The sequence below is a fragment of the Enterobacter sp. SA197 genome, assembly GCF_054131575.1.
On record NZ_CP096393.1, the window covers coordinates 1,837,995 to 1,861,352 of the forward strand.

Here is a 23,358-nt window from a genome sequence, read left to right on the forward strand (position 1 = left end):
TCAGGGTGGTGTTCAGGCAGGCAGTTTCAGCTGGCTTTTTTGATTTGCGGCAGGTCGAAGGCCTCGCGCAGCGCACGGACAAAGGCTTTATCATGACAGATGGTTTTACCTGGGCTGTCAGACAATTTCGCGACCGGCTTACCATTACACTCCACCAGCTTGATGACAATGTTCAGCGGTTTAACGTCCGGGATGTCGCAAGTGAGGCGGGTTCCAATCCCAAAACCGAGTTTCACCCGTGTGGCAAAGTGGCAATAGAGATCAAGCGCTTTATTGAGATCCAGGTTATCAGAGAAAATCAGGGTCTTCGACAAGGGGTCGATACCGAGCTTTTCATAATGGGCAATGGCTTTTTCACCCCATTCAACCGGATCTCCGGAGTCATGGCGTAAACCCTGATAACGCTGAGCAAATTCAGGACCGAAGTCGCGCAGGAAGGCGTCCATAGTAATACAGTCGGTGAGAGCGATACCCAGTTGTGTCGGGTACTCATCAAGCCAGGCTGCCAGTGCTGCACGCTGGCTGGTCGCAAGTTCAGGGCTTATCTGCTGATGTGCCTGGAACCATTCGTGCGCCTGGGTGCCCATCGGCGTTAAGGCGAGGCGACGCGCTAAATCGTAGTTGCTGGTGCCAATAAACCACGGCTCCTGTTGAAGGCGAGCGACAATCGCGTGCTGCACCCCGGCAGAGAAGCGACGACGGGTACCAAAATCCATCAGACGGAAGCCTGACATATCCAGGTTGTCTGTTCGGGCGGCAAAATCTGCCAGTTTTGTCTCAAGGTGCACAAGCGCCTGCTGAATACCGGCTTCGGGAGAACGATAACGGTGAACCAGCTCGCTGATGACCGCAAGCAAAGGCACTTCCCACATGATCACTTCACGCCAGGGGCCCGAGAGGCGAATGTGCAACTTACCATTATCATTAGTCACAACCACCTGACGCGGGTCATAGCGGAAGTCACGTAACCAGTTGAGATAATCAGGCTTAAAGAAGGGCAGCCCGGACAACCACTGGTACTCGTCCTCCTGCAGGCGCAAATGCTGCATCGCCTCGACTTCTTCCTGAACCGCCTGTGCGTAAATCCCGAGCAGGTCGTCGCCACGGCAGCGAAACTCCGCCGTTACATGCACATCGAAGTAGTGGTGATACACCGCCTGCTGCATATGCAATTTGTAGGCATCAGTATCCAGCAGTGTCCGCAAAACAGGGTGGGCAAATTGAGTCATGGTGCGCCGTAGCATCCTCTCACAGGAGCGTTTAGTACAATAAACAAAGCAGGTGAAAACTGCCGGAGTATACCCTGTTTATTGATTTATTGAACCCCGATCACACCATATAGCGCTAAACGGGTCGAGCGCATTTTGTGCCGCATGTTAGCCAAATGTAGCAAACATGGTATTTCTGCCTGGAAAGTTAAAGATTCTGCGTGGCGGGATTCTGGCAACAGGAATAGACTGGAGACGTAACCAACAGAAGATGCTAAAGGTTTTTTATGACACAACAGCCACAAGCCAAATACCGCCACGACTACCGTGCGCCGGATTACCTGATTAGCGATATTGACTTGACCTTTGACCTGGATGCCGCAAAAACCGTTGTCACTGCGATAAGTTCCGTCTCCCGCCAGAGCGCCACTGCCGTACCGCTGCGTCTGGATGGTGAAGACCTGACGCTTGTCTCCCTACATATCGATGGCCAGCCCTGGACAGACTATAAAGAAGAAGATAACCAACTGGTCATCGACAATGTGCCGGAACGTTTTACGCTGCAGATTGTGAATGAAATCAGCCCATCGGCAAACACGGCGCTGGAAGGGCTGTATAAATCAGGCGAAGCACTGTGCACACAGTGTGAAGCAGAAGGCTTCCGCCATATCACCTGGTATCTTGATCGTCCGGATGTGCTGGCGCGCTTCACCACCACGCTGATTGCAAACAAAGCGGAGTATCCGTTCCTGCTCTCCAACGGTAACCGTGTCGATCAGGGTGAGCTTGAAAGGGGTCGCCACTGGATGAAGTGGGAAGATCCCTTCCCAAAACCCTGCTATCTGTTTGCGCTGGTTGCCGGTGATTTTGATGTCCTGCGGGATACCTTCACCACCCGTTCCGGGCGTGAAGTCGCGCTGGAGTTGTACGTCGACCGTGGGAACCTGGACCGTGCGCCGTGGGCGATGACCTCGCTGAAAAACTCAATGAAATGGGACGAAGAACGCTTTGGCCTCGAGTACGACCTCGATATCTACATGATTGTCGCCGTCGACTTCTTCAACATGGGCGCGATGGAGAATAAAGGACTGAACGTCTTTAACTCCAAATACGTGCTGGCCCGTACCGATACTGCAACGGATAAAGACTACCTTGATATTGAGCGCGTGATTGGTCATGAGTATTTCCACAACTGGACCGGCAACCGCGTGACTTGCCGCGACTGGTTCCAGCTTAGTCTCAAAGAGGGGCTGACGGTATTCCGTGACCAGGAGTTCAGCTCGGATCTGGGATCTCGAGCAGTCAACCGCATCAGTAATGTCCGCACCATGCGTGGACTGCAGTTTGCCGAAGATGCCAGCCCGATGGCGCATCCGATCCGCCCGGATAAAGTCATCGAGATGAACAACTTCTATACCCTGACGGTGTACGAGAAAGGCGCTGAAATTATCCGCATGATCCACACCCTGCTCGGTGAAGAGAACTTCCAGAAAGGGATGCAGCTCTATTTTGAACGCCATGACGGCAGCGCCGCCACCTGTGATGATTTTGTCCAGGCGATGGAAGATGCGTCAAATATTGATCTTTCCCATTTCCGTCGCTGGTACAGCCAGGCTGGCACCCCGATTGTTACCGTTCATGATGACTATAATCCGGCCACCGAACAGTACACTCTGACCATCAGCCAGCGTACGCCGCCGACGGCCGAGCAGCAGGAGAAGCATCCGCTGCATATTCCGTTCGACATTGAGCTTTATGACAATGAAGGGAAGATAATCCCGCTGCAAAAAGAGGGGCATCCGGTACACCATGTATTGAATGTGACCCAACCCGAGCAGACTTTTGTCTTTGATAACGTCTACTTCCAGCCGGTGCCGTCACTGTTACGCGAGTTCTCTGCGCCGGTGAAACTGGAATATAAATGGAGCGATCAGCAGCTAACGTTCCTGATGCGCCACGCCAGCAACGATTTCTCCCGTTGGGACGCCGCGCAGAGTCTGCTGGCAACCCACATCAAGCTTAACGTTGCCCGTCAGCAGCAGGGACAACCGCTGTCGTTACCCTTGCACGTGGCGGATGCCTTCCGTGCCATTCTGCTTGATGAGCATATCGATCCGGCGCTGGCCGCTGAGATCCTGACGCTCCCCTCGGTCAGCGAAATCGCCGAACTGTTTGATGTCATCGATCCTCTCGCTATTACGACGGTGCGGGAAGCACTGACCCGCACGCTGGCGACAGAACTGGCGGATGAGGTGCTGGCGATTTACAACGCCAACAAGCTCGATGCTTATCGTGTTGAACATGCGGATATCGGCAGGCGCACGTTGCGCAATACCTGTCTGCGCTATATCGCGTTTGGTGATGCACAGCTCGCCGATAAGCTGGTCAGCCAGCAGTATCATAGTGCCGATAACATGACAGATGCACTCGCTGCGCTCTCTGCAGCCGTTGCGGCTCAGTTGCCGTGCCGTGATGCGCTTATGCAGGCCTATGACGACAAATGGCATCAGGACGGTCTGGTCATGGATAAATGGTTGATATTGCAGGCCACAAGCCCGGCAGATAACGTTCTTGAAACGGTTCGCGGCCTGTTGCACCACCGTTCCTTCACCCTCAGTAATCCGAACCGCGTTCGTTCACTGATTGGCGCCTTTGCAGGCAGCAACCCGGCGGCTTTCCATGCGCAGGACGGGAGTGGTTACCAGTTCCTGGTAGAGATGCTTACCGAACTTAACAGTCGTAACCCGCAGGTGGCCTCAAGACTTATTGAGCCGCTGATCCGCCTCAAACGCTACGATGAGAAACGCCAGGCGCTGATGCGTGCCGCCCTGGAAAAACTGAAAGCGCTGGATAATCTTTCCGGCGATCTGTTCGAAAAAATCAGTAAAGCACTGGCGTAATCGTAAACCGGGCAGGCATTGCCGCCTGCCCGGTTTCTTCTCTCGATACCTTACGCCACTTCACGGGCGAAAGGGCTTGTTCAGGCAAGACGCTGGAAGCGGATGGTAACGTGAGCGCTCCGCTAAAGTGACCACGTTCATGGTTACGCCTTATCACCGCTGCGTCCATTGCCTGGTAACACCCAGCGCGAGAGTACGTCTGGCAGAGGGGAACTATTCCTTTAGATACATTATTCGACGTTAAAACGCGAAAAAAGGCATAAAAACAGCTGGCCAGGTAATCGATTGCGTCGAGATAGTCTTTTTTTGCCCCAGGTCAATTCCCTTTCTTCCGGTTATCACAGATAATACGCCCCCGGTTTGCACACCGGGAATCCAGGAGAGTTCATGTACTACCCCTTCGTTCGTAAAGCCCTTTTCCAGCTCGATCCTGAGCGCGCTCATGAGTTTACCTTCCAACAGCTACGTCGTGTATCAGGGACGCCCCTTGAAGCGCTGGTGCGTCAGCGCCTGCCGGAAAAACCGGTGCAGTGTATGGGTCTGACGTTTAAAAACCCGCTCGGACTGGCGGCGGGCCTGGATAAAAACGGAGAATGCATTGAAGCGCTGGGCGCAATGGGTTTTGGCGCTATTGAGATTGGTACGGTAACCCCACGCCCGCAGCCGGGTAATGACAAGCCGCGTATCTTCCGTCTGGTGGAGGCTGAAGGGTTAATCAACCGCATGGGCTTTAATAACCTTGGGGTTGATAATCTTGTTGAGAATGTGAAAAAGAGCCGTTTTGACGGCGTCCTGGGCATTAACATCGGCAAAAATAAAGACACGCCGGTGGAGCAGGGTAAAGATGACTACCTGATTTGCATGGAGAAAATTTATGCCTATGCAGGTTATATCGCTATTAATATTTCATCGCCAAATACCCCTGGGCTGCGCACACTGCAATATGGCGAAGCGCTGGATGAACTGTTAAGCGCGATAAAAACTAAACAGGCGGCGCTTCAACAAATCCACCATAAATATGTGCCCGTCGCCGTGAAAATCGCCCCTGATCTCTGCGAAGCGGAATTGATTCAGGTCGCTGACAGTTTAGTTCGCCACAATATTGATGGCGTCATTGCCACCAATACAACGCTCGAACGCTCTCTGGTTCAGGGAATGAAACATTGCAATGAAACGGGTGGGTTAAGTGGACGCCCATTACAATTAAAGAGTACTGAAATTATTCGCCAGCTCAGCGCGGAATTAAAAGGTCGCTTGCCGGTTATTGGCATAGGGGGCATCGATTCGGTGATTGCCGCACGCGAGAAGCTGGAAGCCGGTGCCTCGCTGGTTCAGATCTATTCCGGGTTTATTTTTAAAGGTCCTCCACTGATTAAAGAAATCGTTACCCACATCTGATCTTTTCTCCCGAATTACCCCGCCAGGGCTTTATTTCAGGCCCTGGTTGATTTATATTCCCTCACTGTTGCTAATTTGTACATTTTAGTCTTTTCTTAATTCTGGTAATAAGCGAAGCGGTAAAAAGGACTTTGGGATTAAGGGATGACCAAGGGCGAGGGGGAACGGTATGCGAATTAAACCTGATGATAATTGGCGTTGGTTTTATGATGATGAGCACGATCGCATGATGCTCGATTTGGCCAATGGCATGATTTTCCGTTCACGTTTTGCCCGTAAGATGCTTACCCCGGATGCGTTCTCTCCCTGCGGATTCTGTGTCGATGACGCAGCCCTCTATTTCTCCTTCGACGAAAAATGTCGGGATCTTATGCTCAGCAACGAGCAGCGCGCTGAACTGGTGCTCAATGCGCTGGTTGCCATCCGCTTTCTGAAACCACAAATGCCAAAAAGCTGGCACTTTATGAGCCACAACGCCCCCTGGTCTCCCGCACCGGGAATGGCTGCCAGCGTTTCGTTAAGTGATACCGGTGAGTCGGTGAATCTGCTGGTGGTGGAGTCCGGTGAAAACGCGGCCCTCTGCTTGCTGGCGCAGCCCGGGGTGGTGATAGCCGGACGCACCATGCAGTTAGGTGACGCAATAAAAGTGATGAATGACCGACTGAAGCCACAACTTCATGTTGATAGCTTCAGCTATGAGCAGGCGGTTTAACCTTTAAGTTTTAAGGACGTTTTCGGCACACAACAGCAGCTCAAAATGGAACCCTCAGCCGACACCGCCGATTGTTTTAACGGCTTGACGTCACCTTCAATAAGCTGAATGCGGCAAGAGCCGCAAATACCCGCCCGACAGGAATAGGGGATGCGGATGCCCTGACTCTCCAGTTGCTCAAGCAGGATCTGCTGATTGTTTCCCCGGAACCGTTTCCCTTCCCAGACAATATCCACTTCGCCTGCGGTCTGCTGTTCGGGTTCGATGGAGCCCACAACCTTACCCGCACCATAGGGTTTGGCCGGCGCGCGATCCAGCACGGCGAGCGCGTCACCAACCCTCACGACACCGCTATTGCGGGCAATTAAATTCTGCCCGAAGTCGACACTGCCGGTATCCGGTGCGGTGCGAAACCGAATTAATGTATTGAGCGGCTCGCCAGAGGGATGTTTCTGCCCGCGCTCCGGGTTAACGGTGGTCAGCACGCAGCGGTTACATGGCTTCACGACATCAAAGATAACCTCACCAATGCGCACCACCCGCCAGCTATCCTCCTCCCACGCCTGAGCGCCCGTAATCACGAGATTAGGGCGGAACTGCTCCATGCTGACACTGGCCGGGCAACGATTTTGCAAATCGCGCAGTGACGCCTCATTGGTTAGCAGGAACGGAAATCCATCGGCAAAAGAGAGCGGTACAGCATCAAAGCGTTTGACGCGCCGCGTCAGCGTCGGGCCAACCCAGCGTAACTGCACCTCGCTGTCAAAAAAGCCGCTCAACCAGCGATTAATGGTCGTTGGCGCAACCAGGGCAGTGAAGTGGTTTCCCCACACCTCGGTGGGTTCGCCCTCTGGTAAAAAATCAGCGAAACGTACCACCGCGCTGGTGCCATCCGGCGCGGTCAGATGCAGACCGTCAGGCAAAGGGGAGGGAATAAAGCGCACCATGTGCGGATACTGCCGCGCTGTAATAAAGGTGCCATCCTGTTTAGTGACCATGAAGATACGGTCAAATGACAGACCACTGCTGTCTGCCAGCGCATGCGTAAGGCCAATACCGCGCATAGATTTAACCGGATGTATAAAAAGACGCGAGAGGGTAGCCACGCCGTTTCCTCTGCCGACGAAAATAAGCCTTCAACTTTATGACATGCACGTCAGATTGGCTATAATGCGCAACAATTTTCTTTAAAGTTAAGTGACCTTATGATTTCTCTGTTTGCCAGTACGGCCCGTGGGCTGGAAGAGCTGTTAAAAACTGAACTTGAAAGCCTTGGCGCCGCAGAGTGTCAGGTGGTTCAGGGGGGCGTCCATTTCCATGGTGACACACGGCTTGTCTACACCAGCCTGATGTGGAGCCGACTGGCCTCGCGCATTATGATGCCCCTCGGCGAGTGCAAGGTTTACAGCGACCTTGATCTCTACCTCGGCGTGCAGGCGATAAACTGGACGGAGATTTTCAACACCGACGCGACCTTCGCCGTACATTTTAGCGGACTGAACGACGAGATACGTAACAGCCAGTACGGTGCTCTGAAGGTTAAAGATGCGATAGTTGACAGCTTTACCCGTAAAAACCTGCCGCGTCCCAATGTCGATCGTGAACAACCGGATCTCCGTATTAATGTCTGGCTGAATAAAGAGACGGCGCATATCTCTCTGGATCTCAGCGGTGAGGGATTACACCTGCGTGGTTACCGCGATCGCACCGGTATCGCGCCGATTAAAGAGAACCTCGCCGCCGCCATCGTAATGCGCTCTGGCTGGCAGCCGGGTACGCCGCTGTTAGATCCCATGTGTGGCTCCGGTACGTTGTTGATCGAAGCTGCAATGTGGGCCACCGACCGTGCGCCGGGTTTGCATCGTGGTCACTGGGGCTTTGGCGGCTGGGCGCAGCATGATGATGCCCTCTGGCAGGAAGTAAAAGCGGAGGCACAGGCCCGCGCACGTAAAGGTCTTGCCGACTACGCGTCTCATTTCTACGGTTCTGATAACGATGCGCGCGTACTGGAGCGCGCTCAGCGTAACGCCCGTCGTGCAGGCATTGCCGATCTGATCACTTTTGAGGTGAAGGATGCGGCGAAGCTCACTAATCCGCTGCCCAAAGGACCTTATGGCACTGTCATCAGTAACCCGCCTTACGGTGAGCGCCTGGAGAGCGAGCCGGCGTTGATTGCCCTGCATAGTCTGCTGGGTCGTACCCTGAAATCGCAGTTCGGCGGCTGGAATCTGTCGCTGTTCAGTGCCTCTGTCGATTTACTTAATTGTCTGCAATTACGCGCGGAGCGCCAGTTCAAAGCCAAGAACGGCCCGCTCGACTGCGTGCAGAAAAACTATCACCTCGCGGAAACCACCGGTGAAGTCCGTGCGCCATCTATGGCGAAGGATTACGCTAACCGTTTACGTAAAAACGTGAAAAAACTGGAAAAATGGGCGCGACAGGAAGGCATTGAATGTTATCGCCTTTATGATGCCGATTTGCCGGATTATAACGTGGCGGTTGACCGCTACGCGGATTGGGTGGTGGTCCAGGAGTATGCTGCGCCAAAAACCATTGATGCGAATAAAGCACGCCAGCGTCTGTTCGATATCATTGCTGCCACCATTGCGGTACTGGAGATTGCACCTAATAAACTGGTGCTGAAAACGCGCGAACGGCAGAAGGGCAGCAGCCAGTATCAGAAGATGAATGAAAAAGGGGAATTCCTCGAGGTCGGTGAGTACAATGCGCGCCTGTGGGTTAACCTGACGGACTATCTTGATACCGGCCTGTTCCTCGATCATCGAATTGCGCGACGTATGCTGGGGCAGATGAGCAAAGGTAAAGATTTCCTGAATCTCTTTGCTTATACCGGTAGCGCCAGCGTGCATGCAGGATTGGGCGGTGCCAAAAGTACCACCACGGTGGATATGTCCCGCACCTATCTTGAATGGGCGGAGCGTAACCTGCGCCTCAATGGACTGAGCGGGCGTGCGCACCGACTGCTTCAGACCGATGTCCTGGGCTGGCTGCGAGATACCAACGAACAGTTCGATCTGATCTTCATCGATCCCCCTACGTTTTCAAACTCGAAGCGTATGGAAGAGTCGTTTGACGTTCAGCGCGATCACCTGGCACTCATGAAAGATCTAAAACGTATGCTGCGTAAAGGCGGCACAATTATGTTCTCCAACAACAAACGCGGTTTTCGCATGGACCTTGAAGGGCTGGCTGAGCTTGGGTTGAAAGCACAAGAAATTACCCAGAAAACGCAATCGCAAGATTTTGCCCGCAACCGTCAAATCCATAACTGCTGGCTGGTTACCTCAGCCTGAAAGGATAAATAGATGTCATTAATTAGTATGCATGGTGCATGGCTGTCCTTCAGCGATGCGCCTCTCCTTGATAATGCAGAACTGCATATCGAAGAAAATGAACGCGTTTGCCTGGTCGGGCGTAACGGCGCGGGCAAGTCGACGCTCATGAAGATCCTTAACCGTGAGCAAGGTCTTGACGATGGTCGCATTGTGTATGAGCAGGATCTGGTGGTGGCGCGTCTGCAGCAGGACCCACCGCGTAACGTTAGCGGCAGCGTTTACGACTTTGTGGCTGAGGGGATTGAAGAGCAGGCTGAATATCTGAAGCGCTATCACGACATCTCCCACCTGGTGATGACCGATCCCAGCGAGAAGAATCTCAGTGAAATGGCGCGGCTTCAGGATTTACTCGATCATCACGGCTTATGGCAACTTGAAAGCCGCATTAATGAGGTGCTGGCGCAATTAGGTCTGGAAGCGGATATGCCTCTGGCATCCCTCTCCGGAGGGTGGCTGCGTAAAGCGGCGCTGGGCCGTGCGCTGGTCAGCGGGCCACGTGTGCTGCTCCTTGATGAACCGACGAACCACCTGGATATTGAAACGATCGACTGGCTGGAAGGGTTCCTGAAAACCTTCAGCGGGACCATCATCTTTATTTCTCACGACCGTTCATTTATTCGCAATATGGCGACGCGCATCGTGGATCTCGACCGCGGTAAGCTTGTGACCTACCCTGGCGATTACGACACTTACCTGCTGGAAAAAGAGGAGAACCTGCGCGTTGAAGAGCTGCAAAACGCTGAGTTCGATCGCAAGCTGGCGCAGGAGGAAGTCTGGATCCGTCAGGGCATCAAAGCGCGTCGCACCCGCAACGAAGGACGTGTTCGTGCGCTTAAAGCCATGCGCCGTGAGCGTAGCGAGCGTCGTGAAGTCATGGGAACGGCGAAGATGCAGGTAGAGGAGGCCACCCGCTCTGGCAAAATCGTTTTTGAAATGGAAAACGTCCATTATCAGGTCGATGGCAAAGTGCTGGTGAAAGGGTTCTCTGCCCAGGTTCAGCGTGGCGATAAAATTGCGCTGATTGGCCCGAACGGCTGCGGTAAGACGACGCTGCTGAAACTCATGCTGGGTCAGTTGCAGGCAGACAGCGGGCGCGTGCACTGTGGTACTAAGCTCGAAGTGGCCTACTTCGACCAGCACCGCGCTGAACTCGATCCCGACAGAACAGTGATGGATAACCTGGCGGAAGGCAAACAGGAAGTGATGGTGAATGGAAAGCCTCGTCATGTGCTGGGCTATCTGCAGGACTTCCTGTTCCACCCGAAACGTGCCATGACGCCAGTACGTGCGTTATCCGGTGGGGAACGAAACCGCCTGCTGCTGGCGCGCCTGTTCCTGAAGCCCAGCAATCTACTGATTCTCGATGAACCGACCAACGATCTGGATGTCGAAACCCTGGAACTGCTTGAGGAGCTGATTGATGGCTATCAGGGTACGGTGATGCTGGTGAGCCATGACCGTCAGTTTGTCGATAACACGGTGACCGAGTGCTGGATTTTTGAAGGCGGCGGTCAGATTGGTCGCTATGTCGGCGGGTATCATGATGCGCGGGGTCAACAGTCGTCGTCGCAGGCATTTAAAGCGCACCCTGCCAAGAAAGAGACAAAGCAACCGGCTGCTAAAGCGGATACTGTCAAACGCGGCGCGAACAAACTAAGCTATAACCTGCAGCGTGAGCTGGAACAACTGCCCCAGAAACTGGAATCCCTGGAAGCAGAGCTGGAAGCATTGCAGGCTCAGGTCGCGGACGGCAACTTCTTCAGCCAGCCTCATGACCACACCCAAAAAGTCTTAGCCGAACTGGCGCAGGCGGAACAAGCGCTGGAGGAGGCGTTTGAACGCTGGGAGTCTCTGGAGGCTCTGAAAAACGGCGCATAATTCAGGGAGCCAGTATGTGCGAACATCATCTTTCCACGCCTCACATTCTTTGTACGCAATGTGATTTGCTGGTGGCGTTACCGGCGTTGCAACATGGCCACAAGGCGGCTTGCCCGCGTTGTGGCACTACACTGACCACGCGCTGGGATGAACCACGGCAACGACCTACGGCGTATGCGCTGGTGGCACTGTTCATGCTGCTGCTCTCGAATCTCTTTCCTTTCGTTAACATGAAAGTTGCCGGGGTTACAAGCGAAGTGACACTGCTGCAGATTCCCGGCGTGATGTTCTCGGAAGATTACGCCAGCCTGGGAACCTTCTTCCTGCTTTTCGTACAATTTGTGCCTGCTTTTTGCCTGGTCACGATTTTACTGTTAGTCAATCGCGTCCCCCTGTCCTTGCGAACAAAAACCTTTCTGGCACGTGTTCTTTTCCAGTTGAGAACCTGGGGAATGGCGGAAATCTTCCTCGCCGGAGTGCTGGTAAGTTTTGTGAAGCTAATGGCTTACGGTGACGTCGGCATCGGCAGCAGTTTTATTCCCTGGTGCCTGTTTTGTCTGCTGCAGCTACGCACGGTGCAGTGCGTGGATCGTCACTGGTTGTGGGATGACTTAGCGCCCGCCCCACCCGTGTCCCGACCGCTGCAGGTAGGGGTGCCTGGGATCCGTCAGGGGCTGAGAAGCTGTCCGTGCTGCACGGCCATTGTTGAAGCGGATGAACCGGTATGCCCACGCTGCCATACGAAAGGGTTTGTACGGCGCAGAAACAGCTTGCAGTGGACGATGGCACTACTGGTTACCTCCATCATGCTGTATCTTCCGGCTAACATCCTGCCAATCATGATAACCGATCTCCTGGGCGACCGGATGCCCTCCACCATCCTGGCCGGAGTCATACTGCTCTGGAGTGAGGGATCTTATCCTGTCGCTCTGGTTATTTTTATCGCCAGTATTATGGTACCCACCCTGAAGATGATCGCCATCGCCTGGCTTTGCTGGGATGCAAAAGGCCATGGCCGTCGGGACAGTGAGCGCATGCATGTTGTCTATGAAATCGTAGAATTTGTGGGGCGCTGGTCGATGATTGATGTGTTTGTCATTGCCGTATTATCGGCACTGGTACGAATGGGCGGACTGATGAACATCTATCCGGCTATTGGGGCGCTGATGTTTGCGTTAGTGGTGATTGTCACCATGTTTGCGGCTATGACGTTCGATCCACGTCTGAGCTGGGACAGAGATCCTGAATCAAGCCATAAGGAGCAGTAAAACATGGAGAATAAAAGTGGGGAGGCCAAGGTGCAGAAAGTAAAGAACTGGTCGCCGGTCTGGATCTTCCCGATCGTGACGGCTCTCATAGGCGCATGGATCCTCTTTTACCATTACAGCCATCAGGGGCCTGAGGTTACGCTCATCACAACCAACGCTGAAGGTATCGTTGGGGGTAAAACCACCATAAAAAGCCGTAGCGTGGATGTGGGTGTGGTTGAAAGTACGACGCTTACCGATGACCTGACGCATGTTGAAATTAAGGCACGCCTGAATACCGGGATGGAGAAACTGCTCCATAACGACTCGGTGTTCTGGGTAGTAAAACCTCAGGTAGGCCGTGAGGGTATTAGCGGACTGGGTACACTGCTCTCCGGCGCCTATATTGAGTTGCAGCCCGGCAAAAAAGGCACCCAGCCGGATAACTATAAGCTGCTGGATTCACCACCGCTTGCACCGCCAGATGCGAAAGGCATCCGTGTGATTCTCGACAGCAAAAAAGCAGGGCAGCTCTCGCCGGGGGATCCGGTGCTGTTCCGCGGCTATCGGGTGGGCTCGGTTGAAACCAGTACCTTTGATACTGAAAAACGCACCATTACCTATCAACTCTTTATCAATGCGCCGAATGACAGGCTGGTAACCAGTAACGTGCGTTTCTGGAAAGACAGCGGTATCGCTGTTGACCTCACTTCAGCAGGCATGCGTGTTGAAATGGGTTCCCTGAGCACCCTGTTTGGGGGCGGTGTAAGCTTTGATGTGCCGGAGGGCAACGAAGCAGGGGAGCCGGTGGCGGAAAAAACGGCGTTTATGCTGTTTGATGACCAGCGGAGCATTCGGGAATCACTCTATACCCAGCACACTGACTATCTGTTGTTCTTCAAAGACTCTATTCGCGGTCTTCAGCCAGGGGCGCCCGTTGAGTTCCGTGGTATCCGACTGGGTACCGTTGAGAAAGTCCCGTACTTCACGCCTGAGATGCGGCAGAAACTGAATGATGATTACCGGATCCCCATCCTGATACGCATTGAGCCGGAACGCATTGCCAATCAGTTTGGTGGCGATGCCAATATCGATAGTCATCTCACTGAGCTGATGAAACGTGGTCTGCGTGCAGCCTTAAAGACTGGCAATATTGTCACCGGCGCGCTGTATGTTGATCTCGACTTCTACCCTAAAGCACCGGTGGTTAACGAAATGCCGGAATTTGGCGGGCACCGTATCATCCCTACAGTGAGTGGCGGCCTTGCACAGATCCAGCAACGGTTGATGGATACGCTCGACAAAATCAATAACCTGCCGCTGAACCCGATGATTTCGCAGGCAACCAATACGCTTTCAGAAACGCAACAAACGATGCGCCGTCTGCAGAAGACGCTCGATAATCTGAACAAACTGACCGCCAGTCAGTCAGTGCAGCAACTGCCTGCTGATATGCAGGGCACCCTGCGAGAACTCAACCGCAGTATGCAAGGCTTCCAGCCAGGCTCCGCGGCGTATAACAAAATGGTTGCTGATATGCAGCGCCTTGATCAGGTCTTGCGCGAGCTGCAACCTGTTCTTAAGACCCTGAATGAGAAGAGCAACGCGCTGGTATTTGAAGCAAAAGGCAAAGACGATCCGCAGCCGAAGAGGGCGAAAGAATGAAGAAAGGAGTAGTAGCACTGCTGGCGGTCTTGCTGACCGCCTGTAGCTCAGGGGATGACAGCAAAAACTACTATCAGCTACCGTCACCTCAATTCACCTCCACAGCCGCGGGCGATGCCCGTGGGCAGCGTTTGCTCTGGGTTGAACAGGTCAGCGTGCCCGATTATCTTGCCGGGAACGGCGTGGTATACCAGACCTCCGATGTGAAATATGTCATCGCGACTAAAAACCTGTGGGCGAGCCCGCTTGATCAACAGCTGCGAACTACGCTGGTGGCCGGTCTCAGTAAACAGCTACCGGGATGGGTTGTTGCTTCACAACCGCTCGGCAGTGTTCAGGACACCCTCAACGTGACGGTGACAGGGTTTCATGGACGCTACGACGGGCGGGTGATTGTCAGTGGCGAATGGTTGTTGAATCATCAGGGTCAGTTAACCAAGCGCCCCTTCCATGTTGAGCTGAAGCAGCAGCAGGATGGCTATGATGAAATGGTTAAAATGCTGGCGCAGGCGTGGCAGCAGGAAGCAGCCAGCATAGCCGGGGAGCTTAAACGCTTACCATAAGTAAAATTAATGCCGCGCTGAGGCCGTCATGCTGGTAAAGGTGGCGGCTTTTTTGTCTCTTTTTCTCATACAGTTACTTGTACTGGCTCACACTTTTTGTACAAACGAATTCTTTTCCAGGTCACATTTATGACACTGGCGTGAATTTTGCGCATTGACGTCAAACTTTATCCAGGGTATTCGTAGCCTGTGGTTGCACGATTTATGACCACTGTTTTCTTTTCCACCAGACCAGAAAAATGAGGGAAACGAGGCATGAAGAGACAAAAACGAGATCGCCTGGAACGGGCACATCAACGTGGATATCAGGCCGGCATTACCGGACGGCCTAAAGAAATGTGTCCTTATCAGACGCTGAATCAAAGGTCCTATTGGCTTGGAGGCTGGCGAGAAGCCATGGAAGACAGGGCCGTTATTGCTTGATTCTGTCTCTTTAGAAAAAGAAACCTCCGCCATGCGGAGGTTTCGCGCGTAGGGCGTCCGGCTATCAGAAAGCGGATGTATCCTGGAACAGACCTACTTTCAGATCGGATGCCGTATAGATTACACGTCCATCAACCAGTACTTCGCCATCTGCCAGACCCATGACCAGACGACGGTTAATGACACGTTTAAAGTGAATGCGGTAGGTGACTTTTTTCGCCGTTGGCAGAATCTGGCCGGTGAATTTCACTTCACCCACACCTAATGCGCGACCTTTACCTTCCGCACCCAGCCAGCCCAGATAAAAACCAACCAGCTGCCACATAGCGTCAAGACCGAGGCAGCCTGGCATCACCGGGTCGCCAATGAAATGGCAGCCGAAGAACCACAGGTCCGGATTGATATCCAGTTCAGCTTCTACATAGCCTTTGTCAAAATTGCCACCGGTTTCGGTCATTTTGACCACACGGTCCATCATCAGCATGCTTGGTGCTGGCAACTGCGGGCCTTTAGCGCCAAACAGCTCTCCGCGACCAGAGGCAAGAAGGTCTTCTTTTGTATAGGATTCGCGTTTATCTACCATGTTCTCAGTAAGCCTTATTGTGAGTTTCGGACGCAGGATAGCTAACACGTGTACGCTGAACAAGTCCGATCAGTTCGGACTGAACCAGCCAAGCCAGCGCAGCGGCCACGGATAACGATGACGTGCATCCTGCTGCGTTGCCTGAGCAATGCGTTCAAGTATCGTCTGCTTCAGCGTAGTCTGTCCTTCTTCATCCCACACTAATTGTGTCAGCAGGGGCAGCGCGTCCATTACATCTTCAATCGCCCAGATTGAGAACTGCCCGGCTTGTACCGCGTCAAGCAGCGACTGGCTAAGGCTGAGATGACGTACATTTGCAACCGGAATGATAACCCCTTGCTTACCATCCAGACCGCGGCTCTGGCAGACAGCAAAAAAGCCTTCAATTTTCTCGTTGAGTCCACCGACAGGCTGTGAACGACCGAACTGATCCACTGAGCCGGTGATGGCAATACTCTGCGTAACCGGTACCTCCGCGAGGGCGCTTATCAGCGCGCACAGTTCAGCCATTGAAGCACTGTCGCCATCAACTTCGCTGTAGGATTGTTCAAAGGTGAGGGACGCGGAGAATGGGATCTGCTGTTCAAGGTCGAGCTCAGACATCAAAAATGCCTGCATAATCATCATGCCTTTCGCATGAATATTGCCGCCCAGTTCAGCTTTGCGTTCAATGTCATTGAATTCACCATCGCCAATATGCACCACACAGCTGATGCGGGACGGCTCGCCAAAGGCGCGCGGATGGCCCGGGAATTCGATAACCGAGAGCGCATTGATCTGTCCAACACGCTCGCCTTCCGTTTCAATGAGGATTTGCTCAAGCAAAATCTCATCCTGCATACGTTCAGCCAGATAACCTTCCCGCCACTCGCGCTGCGTAAGCATGGTAGTAAATTGTTCGGCGCTGAAGTGGTCACTCTCCGTCAGGGCAGCAACCTCCCGCAGCTGGCGCGTAAGCCAGAGGAAACAAAGCGGTAGCGTTTCCTGATCGCCGGTATAACGCACGGCCTCACGAATGAGCAACGGCCAGGCATCGGCGGCAGGAGAGGGGAGACCAGCCTGGTGCGCTATCAGCATTACCCACTGACACCAGAGCGCCATGGTATCCGCATCGATGATTTGCAGGCTGTCTTCATACTCGCTGTAGATGGACTGGGCCGCCAGTTCAGGCTCCATCTCCTGGAAATCTGCCAGTGAATCACGTTCGCCAACCAGAATAACGTTGAGCTCAAGCGGCATGGAGGGTACAGCGACAGGCAGAGGACGAGATTCATCAAATGAAACCCAGTCGAACCGGCGTCGGGCGATCATGGATTTGAGACGCATCCACAGTAATGGCTGGGCCAGAAGCGTGCGCAAAGAGATAACAAGAACGCCCCCGTTCGCCTCATGAACCAGGCCGGGCTGCAACGTTATCTGATTGTTGAACTGACGCACGCAACCAAACAACTGCTCCGCTTCAACCCAATCGGCGATGACCACCTGCTGTTTTCCGGCAAAGCGCGCCAATTGATCCCGTGCGGGTTCAAAAGTAACCGAGGAGCCGCTTACCTGGTAATCACCACCATAGATTTGCGTTGATTCAGGAAGTATATCCTGCACCGCCCCGGCGATAACGGCCAGGTATTCTGCTTCCTCTGGGGCTTTCACCAGCATGAAGCGGCTGTCAGATGACGGGTGCAGCAACTGCTCCAGTGCATACTGTAAACGGGGTTGGGTATCGCCAAGGAAGTAGACGGAGTCGTCGGATAAGTCGGCCTGACTGAATATGTCCTGGTGACTGGCTGTCTCAGGAGTCAGTTCATTCCATTCGAGTTTTGTAATGGTCAAAGTCGTTTTTTTAGTCTGATGTAAAGGGCGGAATTATACCGTAAACGTCTGCACGGCACACACGGATTACACGTTTTCCTCGGGCAGAATTGCTGCGCTTATCTGCAGAATGTGATTTCTTTGCAGCAGACAAGGAAAAAACTGATATTCTGAAGAGAGTTACACGGTAACGCTGAGATCGCAATGAAATATCAACAACTCGAAAACCTTGAAAGCGGCTGGAAATGGAAGTATCTGGTAAAGAAGCACCGGGAAGGTGAGCTTATCACACGATATGTTGAGGCCAGCGCTGCCAAAGATGCTGTCGATTTATTGCTAACCCTCGAGCATGATCCCGTACAGGTGAATGCGTGGATAGAAAAGCATATCAACGCCTCTCTTATTAATCGCATGAAGCAAACCATTCGTGCCAGGCGTAAGCGTCATTTCAATGCTGAACACCAGCACACGCGAAAAAAATCTATCGATCTGGAATTTGTGGTCTGGCAGCGTCTTGCAGGGCTTGCACAACGTCGCGGTAAAACACTTTCCGAAACGGTGGTGCAACTGATTGAAGATGCCGAACATAAAGAAAAATACGCGACGACAATGTCATCGCTAAAGCACGATCTCCAGGCCTTACTGGGCAAAGAGTGAGTCCCATTTACTAAAGACAATAAAAAACCCCGCCAGGCGGGGTTTTTTTTAGACGGTAAAACTTAAGCCTGAGGCTGAGTTACAACGTCTTTGATACCTTTAACTTCGATCTCTACGCGACGGTCCGGCGCCAGGCAATCGATCAGCGCAGGGCGCGCTTTCACGTTGTCACAGGTGCTGCCAGTAACCGGGTTAGATTCACCCATGCCACGTGCGGAGATTTTGTTAGAAGGAATACCTTTAGAGATCAGGTAATCAACCACGGACTGAGCACGTTTCTCGGACAGACCCTGGTTGTAAGCGTCAGAACCGATACGGTCAGTGAAGCCCAGAACAACTACGGAACCGTCTTTCGGATCCAGGTTGCTCAGCTGGCTGTACATCTGATCCAGAGCCTGCTGGCCTTCAGGTTTCAGAGTTGCTTTGTTGAAGTTGAACAGAACGTCAGACTTCAGAGTGAAGTGCTTGGTCTGTACTTCTGGAGCCGGAGCCGGAGCCGGAGCAACAACTGGTGCTACGTCTTCCTGCTGGCCGAAACGGTAGGAAACACCAAGGCTCAGCAGACCGTTATCCTGACGGGTGCCAACGGTGTTAGCATCACCGATGTTGTTAACCCACTGGTATTCCAGACGAGTAGCGATATCGCGGGTCATTGCCCACTCAACACCACCTGCGAAGACCGGAGATACGCCAGTGTCGTGATCTTTGAAGTGAGCGTCTGCAGCAGGAGCATTTGCTTTAGAGTCTGCACGCCATACCATACCACCCAGACGGGTGTAGATGTCCAGATCGTCTGCTACCGGGTAGCTCAGCTTAGCGGTCAGCTGTACGCCTTGAGCTTTAAAAGCGCCGTTTACGGTATCGCCTTTATACTCTTCGCGGCCCAGCCAGTCGTAGCCCATTTCGAAGCCAACATACGGGTTAACCTGATAGCCACCGAACGCGCCAGCACCCAGTTGGTTTTCATGAGTCGGGCCATCGTTAGGAATGAAACCAGTATCATGGAACTGAGACCAGCCCAGTTTACCACCTGCATACCAGGTATTATCTTTCGGTGCGGCCTGCGCTACGGTAGCGAAACCAGCCAGTGCCACTGCAATCGCGATAGCTGTCTTTTTCATTTTTTGCGCCTCGTTATCATCCAAAAATCGCCATGGAAATCTCGGAGAGAAATCACGGTTAAATCCTTCACCGGGGGTCTTGCTCACTTATTACTCAGCAGATATCTTTTCGATATCTTTGGCTTATGCTGAGCACCCCTGGCGATGTAAAGTCTACAACGTAGTTGGAAACTTACAAGTGTGAACTCCGTCAGGCATATGAAAAAAAAGGCTTTGTATACACAATATTTAACAATTCTGCGCAAGCAATCAGCAGTCGAAACGTCAAAAAAAGGGCGCAAACCATGACCTGGCGCGGTATTTAGCTGATAACAATGGAAATGATAACTCAAGTAAATTTAATGCCAGGATTTATCTTATTTTTACTCAATGATACAAATTTGAATGAATTTTTACCCCGGAATGCTGTCTCGCATCCTGATGATCGCGTCTGACCGGACGCATAACAAACCCAATAGCATTACCTTCTTCTGCCGCCTGTGCCAGCTGCTGATGCTCATCCTGCGTCAGTTCATCTGCATGCCACCCAATAACAACACTGTAATTTCCGGTGCGTAAGGCGCGAATCATGGATTCCAGCGTCAGGCTCGGTGAGAGCTGGTTAATCTGCATCACTTTTGTAAGTGGCAATCCCGCAGACTGTACCCATTCGCGGCTCAATTTTTGCTGAGGCGTTAACCAAAGCTGCCAGCGTGACTGTTGACCAAGCTGTTGCAATAAAGGCAATAACAGTAATTGCGTCATTCCGGGCTGGTCTTCGCGATAGACCACTTCACTGATGAGCCCTGTAGAGACATTATGAGCATTCGCGTGAGGCGCGGAAATAAATTGTGTTGAACGATTTGCACGGCTTAGTGAGTGGTACATGATCAACCCAGCCCTAGTAGTTACTGTATGTTTATACAGTAACCCTCAGGCGTTTAAAGATCAACCTCATTTTCTGAAAGAGCCTCGCATTTTTGTGGCCTGATAGAGCGCAGTAATAAAATTCGCTTGCTGAGTGGCGCACACTTCCCTATGTTCCTGAGTAACGGATCCGTTAACTAAGATGCTGTTTTAGACCATGATTTAAAAGGAATAATCATGAAAAGCATATCCTATCAGAGGATCTATTTATCTCAGGAATATCTTGCAACACTGGGGGATATTCGATCCCGCGCCCTTTTCGGGGGATACAGTCTCTCTGTCGATGATGTCGTGTTTGCCATGGTGGCGAATGGAGAGTTGTATCTGCGCATGTGCGAAGAAAGTGCATCTTATACAGTGAAACGACAATCACCGTTGCTGACGTATAAAAAGCGTGGACGTCAGGTGTCACTTAACTATTATTTTGTGGATGAACATCTCTGGCACGACAGAGCCATGCTGGTCCGGCTCTCCTCATATTCCCTGAATGCCGCGCGCTCAGAAGCACAGCAGAAAAGAGCGGTTCTGCGCTTAAAGGATTTACCCAACCTCACCTTTCAGCTTGAGACCTTACTTTGCGAAGCAGGGGTCAGGGACCCGACGATGTTACGCATGTTGGGGGCAAAAGCATGCTGGTTACGCATGAAAAAGAGGAACAAAAATCTGGGTGTTAAAGTGTTACTGGCCCTCGAAGGGGCCATCTTTGGCATGCATGAAGCGGCGCTGCCTGCATGCCGGCGAAAGGAACTTATCGACTGGTTCAATACGCTCGACAGCAAAGCATGGGAGCCGCGTTAAACCAGCTGCTGACGTAAGTAACACATTTCCGGTAACAGGGATATCAGTAAGCCAATCTGTTGCAATACCAGAGGCTCTTTGCTGTCAGGCCTGGGCTCAAGATGCTTAATTCGCCGTGAGAGGTCTGCCAGCGTTAACTGCACGCGCTCCTCATCGGCAGGCTGATGATGGAGCGCATCGTCCACGTAACAGACAGCATCGTCCAGCAGCCGAAGAATTGCCGGGTGCGTTAGCTGTTCCCGATGAGCCCCAAGGGCAGAAATATAACTGATAAAAGTATGGTTCAGGCACAGCAAGCGGAAGGCAACATCGCGCTGCTCGGCAGAGGTTCCCGGTTCTGACGCCATATTGGAGACAACAGAAGCCAGTTCTGCATCGCGGTTGTAGGCGCTACGACGGGCAATACGATAAGCCAGACGGTTATCCCGTCCCTGGTGGTACTGCTCCAGAATGGCATCGAGGTAGCGACAGTTGGCATTTACGGCCTGTTCCGTGACCCGCTTAAGGTTACGAAAACGCCAGTCGGGCCAGATAAAACTCACCGCCGCCCAGGCAATCGCACACCCTATCAACGTATCGATAACGCGAGGTATGGCAACTTCAAATCCTTCGCCAAGCAAGTTAAAGCACAGTAAAACCAGAAGGGTGATGAACATCGTTGCCTGAGCATACTGCACAAGGCGAAAAGCAAAAAAGAGCACACCTGTAATAACGATGAGGATGAGTTGCCCTTCGAGCGAGGGGACGAAATAGAGTACCGGCAAACCCAGCGCGACACCGGCCAGCGTACCAATGATGCGTAGCGTCAGGCGATGCCGTGTGGCGTTATAGTTGGGCTGACATACAAACAGGCTGGTGAGCAATATCCAGTAGCCATGATGCAAACCCAGGGCCTGGATAACCCCATAACCCACGCACAATACAACAGACATACGTACCGCATGGCGGAATAGCGCCGATTCCGGCGTCAGATTGCTGCGTAAACGTAAGCAGATGTCGCTCAGTCCGTGCAGACTATCATCCGCCAGCAGGTTCTCGGTTTCATTTGACGCAGAGATGTGCGCCTGCCCGGACTCAATTGTGGCAAGTTGGGCATCTATAGCCCGCAGGTTGTCCAGCAGAAAACCCAGCGCTTTAAGCTGTTCATGCGATGTTGTACCACCGGCGCGGATCCTGTCCAGAGCGGCATCGAGATGAACAAAGGCACGCTCAAAACGCGTGTCGTGCTGGTAAGGCGTACGCAGCAGAATGGCCCGTGCCAGGTGAGCGCAGGCCAGCGACTGTTGCGATATCAACCGCTGAAAACGAAACATGACGTCGCTGTAGCGAAAATGCTCACGTAGCGCCTGGTACTGAATATGCGACGAACTGGCACGTTCGTGAATATCCTGAGCGACAAAATAGTAGCGCAGCGTTCTGCGGGTTCCGCGCTGGCCTCTGTCACCGCGAAGGCGCGTCAGTAGTGAGGCTTTAGTCTGATTCAGCGTCGTGACCAACTGACCATTCGCCAGCGCCAGTTCATATAAGGGTGCCTGACTTTCATCCTCCAGGTCAGGATCAAACAGGCGGGATTTGAGCTCAAGGTAATGCGAAAGCTGTTCATAACAGCGCGCCAGGTTGTCCTGCAGGGGACGGATAGGAAAAACCAGATGGCCTGCCAGAGTGAGCAGGTTAAACCAGACGGCGCCTGCAAGAAGCAGCAAAGGCTGCTGATACCAGATGCTATAAAGTGACGTCCCAAGCATAGTGTAGATGGCAATCAGTAGCGCGCCAAAAGCAATGGTGGCGTAACGCTGGCCCAGCCCTCCCAGCAAAATAAACCCGATCGTGGACAGGACAAGTCCAGGAGCAAACAGCCAGGGCCAGGGGAAAAGTAACTCGACTGAGGCCGACGCAATAAAAAAAGAGATCAGGGTGATAATGAGATTACGCAACCGCCCGGTGAGTCTGTCATCGAGGTCAGCCAGCGCGGCTGCAACCACACCAAGCGTCAGTGGGATGGTTAGCTTAACATCGCCCACAAGCCAGGGCAGGGCTGCAGCCCCACACAGAGCGATAAAAATGCGCACGTTATACAGCCAGGCACTGTTCCATGTATACCGGCGCAGAAGGGGACTTAACATAAACACAACAT

The 23,358-nt window shown here is 52.8% G+C and carries 18 protein-coding genes; 11 read left to right on the forward strand and 7 right to left on the reverse strand.

The window, feature by feature from the left end; all coding sequences use genetic code 11:
• Positions 1-26: 26 nt before the first annotated feature.
• On the reverse strand, positions 27-1,229 hold the full coding sequence (gene pncB / locus M1D91_RS08355; protein ID WP_437431320.1) for a nicotinate phosphoribosyltransferase: 1,203 nt from the start codon (positions 1,227-1,229) through the stop codon (positions 27-29).
• Positions 1,230-1,495: 266 nt separating this feature from the next.
• Here pncB and pepN point away from each other — a divergent pair, with 266 nt between their 5' ends.
• The 3 genes from pepN (at position 1,496) to zapC (ending at position 6,218) form a co-directional block, all read left to right on the forward strand.
• Positions 1,496-4,108 carry an aminopeptidase N gene (gene pepN / locus M1D91_RS08360; protein ID WP_437431321.1) on the forward strand — a complete coding sequence of 871 codons (2,613 nt, stop codon included), beginning with the start codon at positions 1,496-1,498 and terminating at the stop codon, positions 4,106-4,108.
• Between the two features lie 387 nt (positions 4,109-4,495).
• A complete protein-coding gene (gene pyrD / locus M1D91_RS08365) occupies positions 4,496-5,506 on the forward strand; it encodes a quinone-dependent dihydroorotate dehydrogenase (RefSeq protein ID WP_437431322.1) in 1,011 nt (336 codons plus the stop codon).
• Between the two features lie 169 nt (positions 5,507-5,675).
• Positions 5,676-6,218, forward strand: coding sequence for a cell division protein ZapC (gene zapC / locus M1D91_RS08370; RefSeq protein ID WP_437431323.1), 543 nt, complete (start codon positions 5,676-5,678; stop codon positions 6,216-6,218).
• Here the strand turns inward: zapC and M1D91_RS08375 are convergent.
• Positions 6,215-7,324, reverse strand: coding sequence for a YcbX family protein (locus tag M1D91_RS08375; protein WP_437431324.1), 1,110 nt, complete (start codon positions 7,322-7,324; stop codon positions 6,215-6,217). The genes zapC and M1D91_RS08375 overlap by 4 nt on opposite strands.
• A 99-nt stretch (positions 7,325-7,423) precedes the next feature.
• On the opposite strand from M1D91_RS08375, the gene rlmKL reads away from it, so the two are divergent.
• The 6 genes from rlmKL to rmf all read left to right on the forward strand — a co-directional run bounded on the left by rlmKL (position 7,424) and on the right by rmf (position 15,350).
• Positions 7,424-9,532 carry a bifunctional 23S rRNA (guanine(2069)-N(7))-methyltransferase RlmK/23S rRNA (guanine(2445)-N(2))-methyltransferase RlmL gene (gene rlmKL, locus M1D91_RS08380; protein ID WP_437431325.1) on the forward strand — a complete coding sequence of 703 codons (2,109 nt, stop codon included), beginning with the start codon at positions 7,424-7,426 and terminating at the stop codon, positions 9,530-9,532.
• A 12-nt stretch (positions 9,533-9,544) separates the two neighbouring features.
• Positions 9,545-11,452, forward strand: a complete 1,908-nt coding sequence (locus tag M1D91_RS08385; protein WP_437431326.1) for an ABC transporter ATP-binding protein — start codon at positions 9,545-9,547, stop codon at positions 11,450-11,452.
• A gap of 14 nt (positions 11,453-11,466) precedes the next feature.
• Positions 11,467-12,720 carry a membrane integrity-associated transporter subunit PqiA gene (gene pqiA / locus M1D91_RS08390; protein ID WP_437431327.1) on the forward strand — a complete coding sequence of 418 codons (1,254 nt, stop codon included), beginning with the start codon at positions 11,467-11,469 and terminating at the stop codon, positions 12,718-12,720.
• A gap of 3 nt (positions 12,721-12,723) precedes the next feature.
• A complete protein-coding gene (gene pqiB / locus M1D91_RS08395; protein WP_437431328.1) occupies positions 12,724-14,364 on the forward strand; it encodes an intermembrane transport protein PqiB in 1,641 nt (546 codons plus the stop codon).
• A complete protein-coding gene (gene pqiC / locus M1D91_RS08400; RefSeq protein ID WP_437431329.1) occupies positions 14,361-14,927 on the forward strand; it encodes a membrane integrity-associated transporter subunit PqiC in 567 nt (188 codons plus the stop codon). Before pqiB ends, pqiC begins: the two co-directional genes overlap by 4 nt.
• A gap of 255 nt (positions 14,928-15,182) precedes the next feature.
• Positions 15,183-15,350 (forward strand): ribosome modulation factor, encoded by a 168-nt coding sequence (gene rmf / locus M1D91_RS08405; RefSeq protein ID WP_437431330.1) that lies wholly within the window; start codon positions 15,183-15,185, stop codon positions 15,348-15,350.
• 64 nt (positions 15,351-15,414) lie between these two features.
• Here rmf and fabA read toward each other — a convergent pair whose 3' ends face one another.
• Both fabA and M1D91_RS08415 read right to left on the reverse strand, forming a co-directional pair.
• Entirely contained in the window at positions 15,415-15,933 is a 519-nt protein-coding gene (gene fabA, locus M1D91_RS08410; protein WP_437431331.1) for a bifunctional 3-hydroxydecanoyl-ACP dehydratase/trans-2-decenoyl-ACP isomerase, read from the reverse strand.
• 69 nt (positions 15,934-16,002) lie between these two features.
• A complete protein-coding gene (locus tag M1D91_RS08415; protein ID WP_437431332.1) occupies positions 16,003-17,763 on the reverse strand; it encodes an AAA family ATPase in 1,761 nt (586 codons plus the stop codon).
• A gap of 183 nt (positions 17,764-17,946) precedes the next feature.
• Here M1D91_RS08415 and matP point away from each other — a divergent pair, with 183 nt between their 5' ends.
• The gene (gene matP, locus M1D91_RS08420; protein WP_437431333.1) at positions 17,947-18,399 is read left to right on the forward strand and encodes a macrodomain Ter protein MatP; all 453 of its coding nucleotides are present in this window, start codon (positions 17,947-17,949) and stop codon (positions 18,397-18,399) included.
• Between the two features lie 62 nt (positions 18,400-18,461).
• Here the strand turns inward: matP and ompA are convergent, their stop codons facing one another.
• Positions 18,462-19,520 carry a porin OmpA gene (ompA, locus tag M1D91_RS08425; protein WP_437431334.1) on the reverse strand — a complete coding sequence of 353 codons (1,059 nt, stop codon included), beginning with the start codon at positions 19,518-19,520 and terminating at the stop codon, positions 18,462-18,464.
• Between the two features lie 366 nt (positions 19,521-19,886).
• Complete coding sequence (gene sulA, locus M1D91_RS08430; RefSeq protein ID WP_437431335.1) at positions 19,887-20,387, reverse strand: SOS-induced cell division inhibitor SulA; 501 nt, start codon at positions 20,385-20,387, stop codon at positions 19,887-19,889.
• A gap of 216 nt (positions 20,388-20,603) precedes the next feature.
• Between sulA and M1D91_RS08435 the strand changes: the two genes are divergently transcribed.
• Entirely contained in the window at positions 20,604-21,224 is a 621-nt protein-coding gene (locus M1D91_RS08435; protein WP_437431336.1) for a TfoX/Sxy family DNA transformation protein, read from the forward strand.
• On the opposite strand, the gene yccS is transcribed toward M1D91_RS08435, so the two are convergent.
• Positions 21,221-23,347 (reverse strand): YccS family putative transporter, encoded by a 2,127-nt coding sequence (yccS, locus tag M1D91_RS08440; RefSeq protein ID WP_437431337.1) that lies wholly within the window; start codon positions 23,345-23,347, stop codon positions 21,221-21,223. The genes M1D91_RS08435 and yccS overlap by 4 nt on opposite strands.
• Positions 23,348-23,358: the final 11 nt, after the last annotated feature.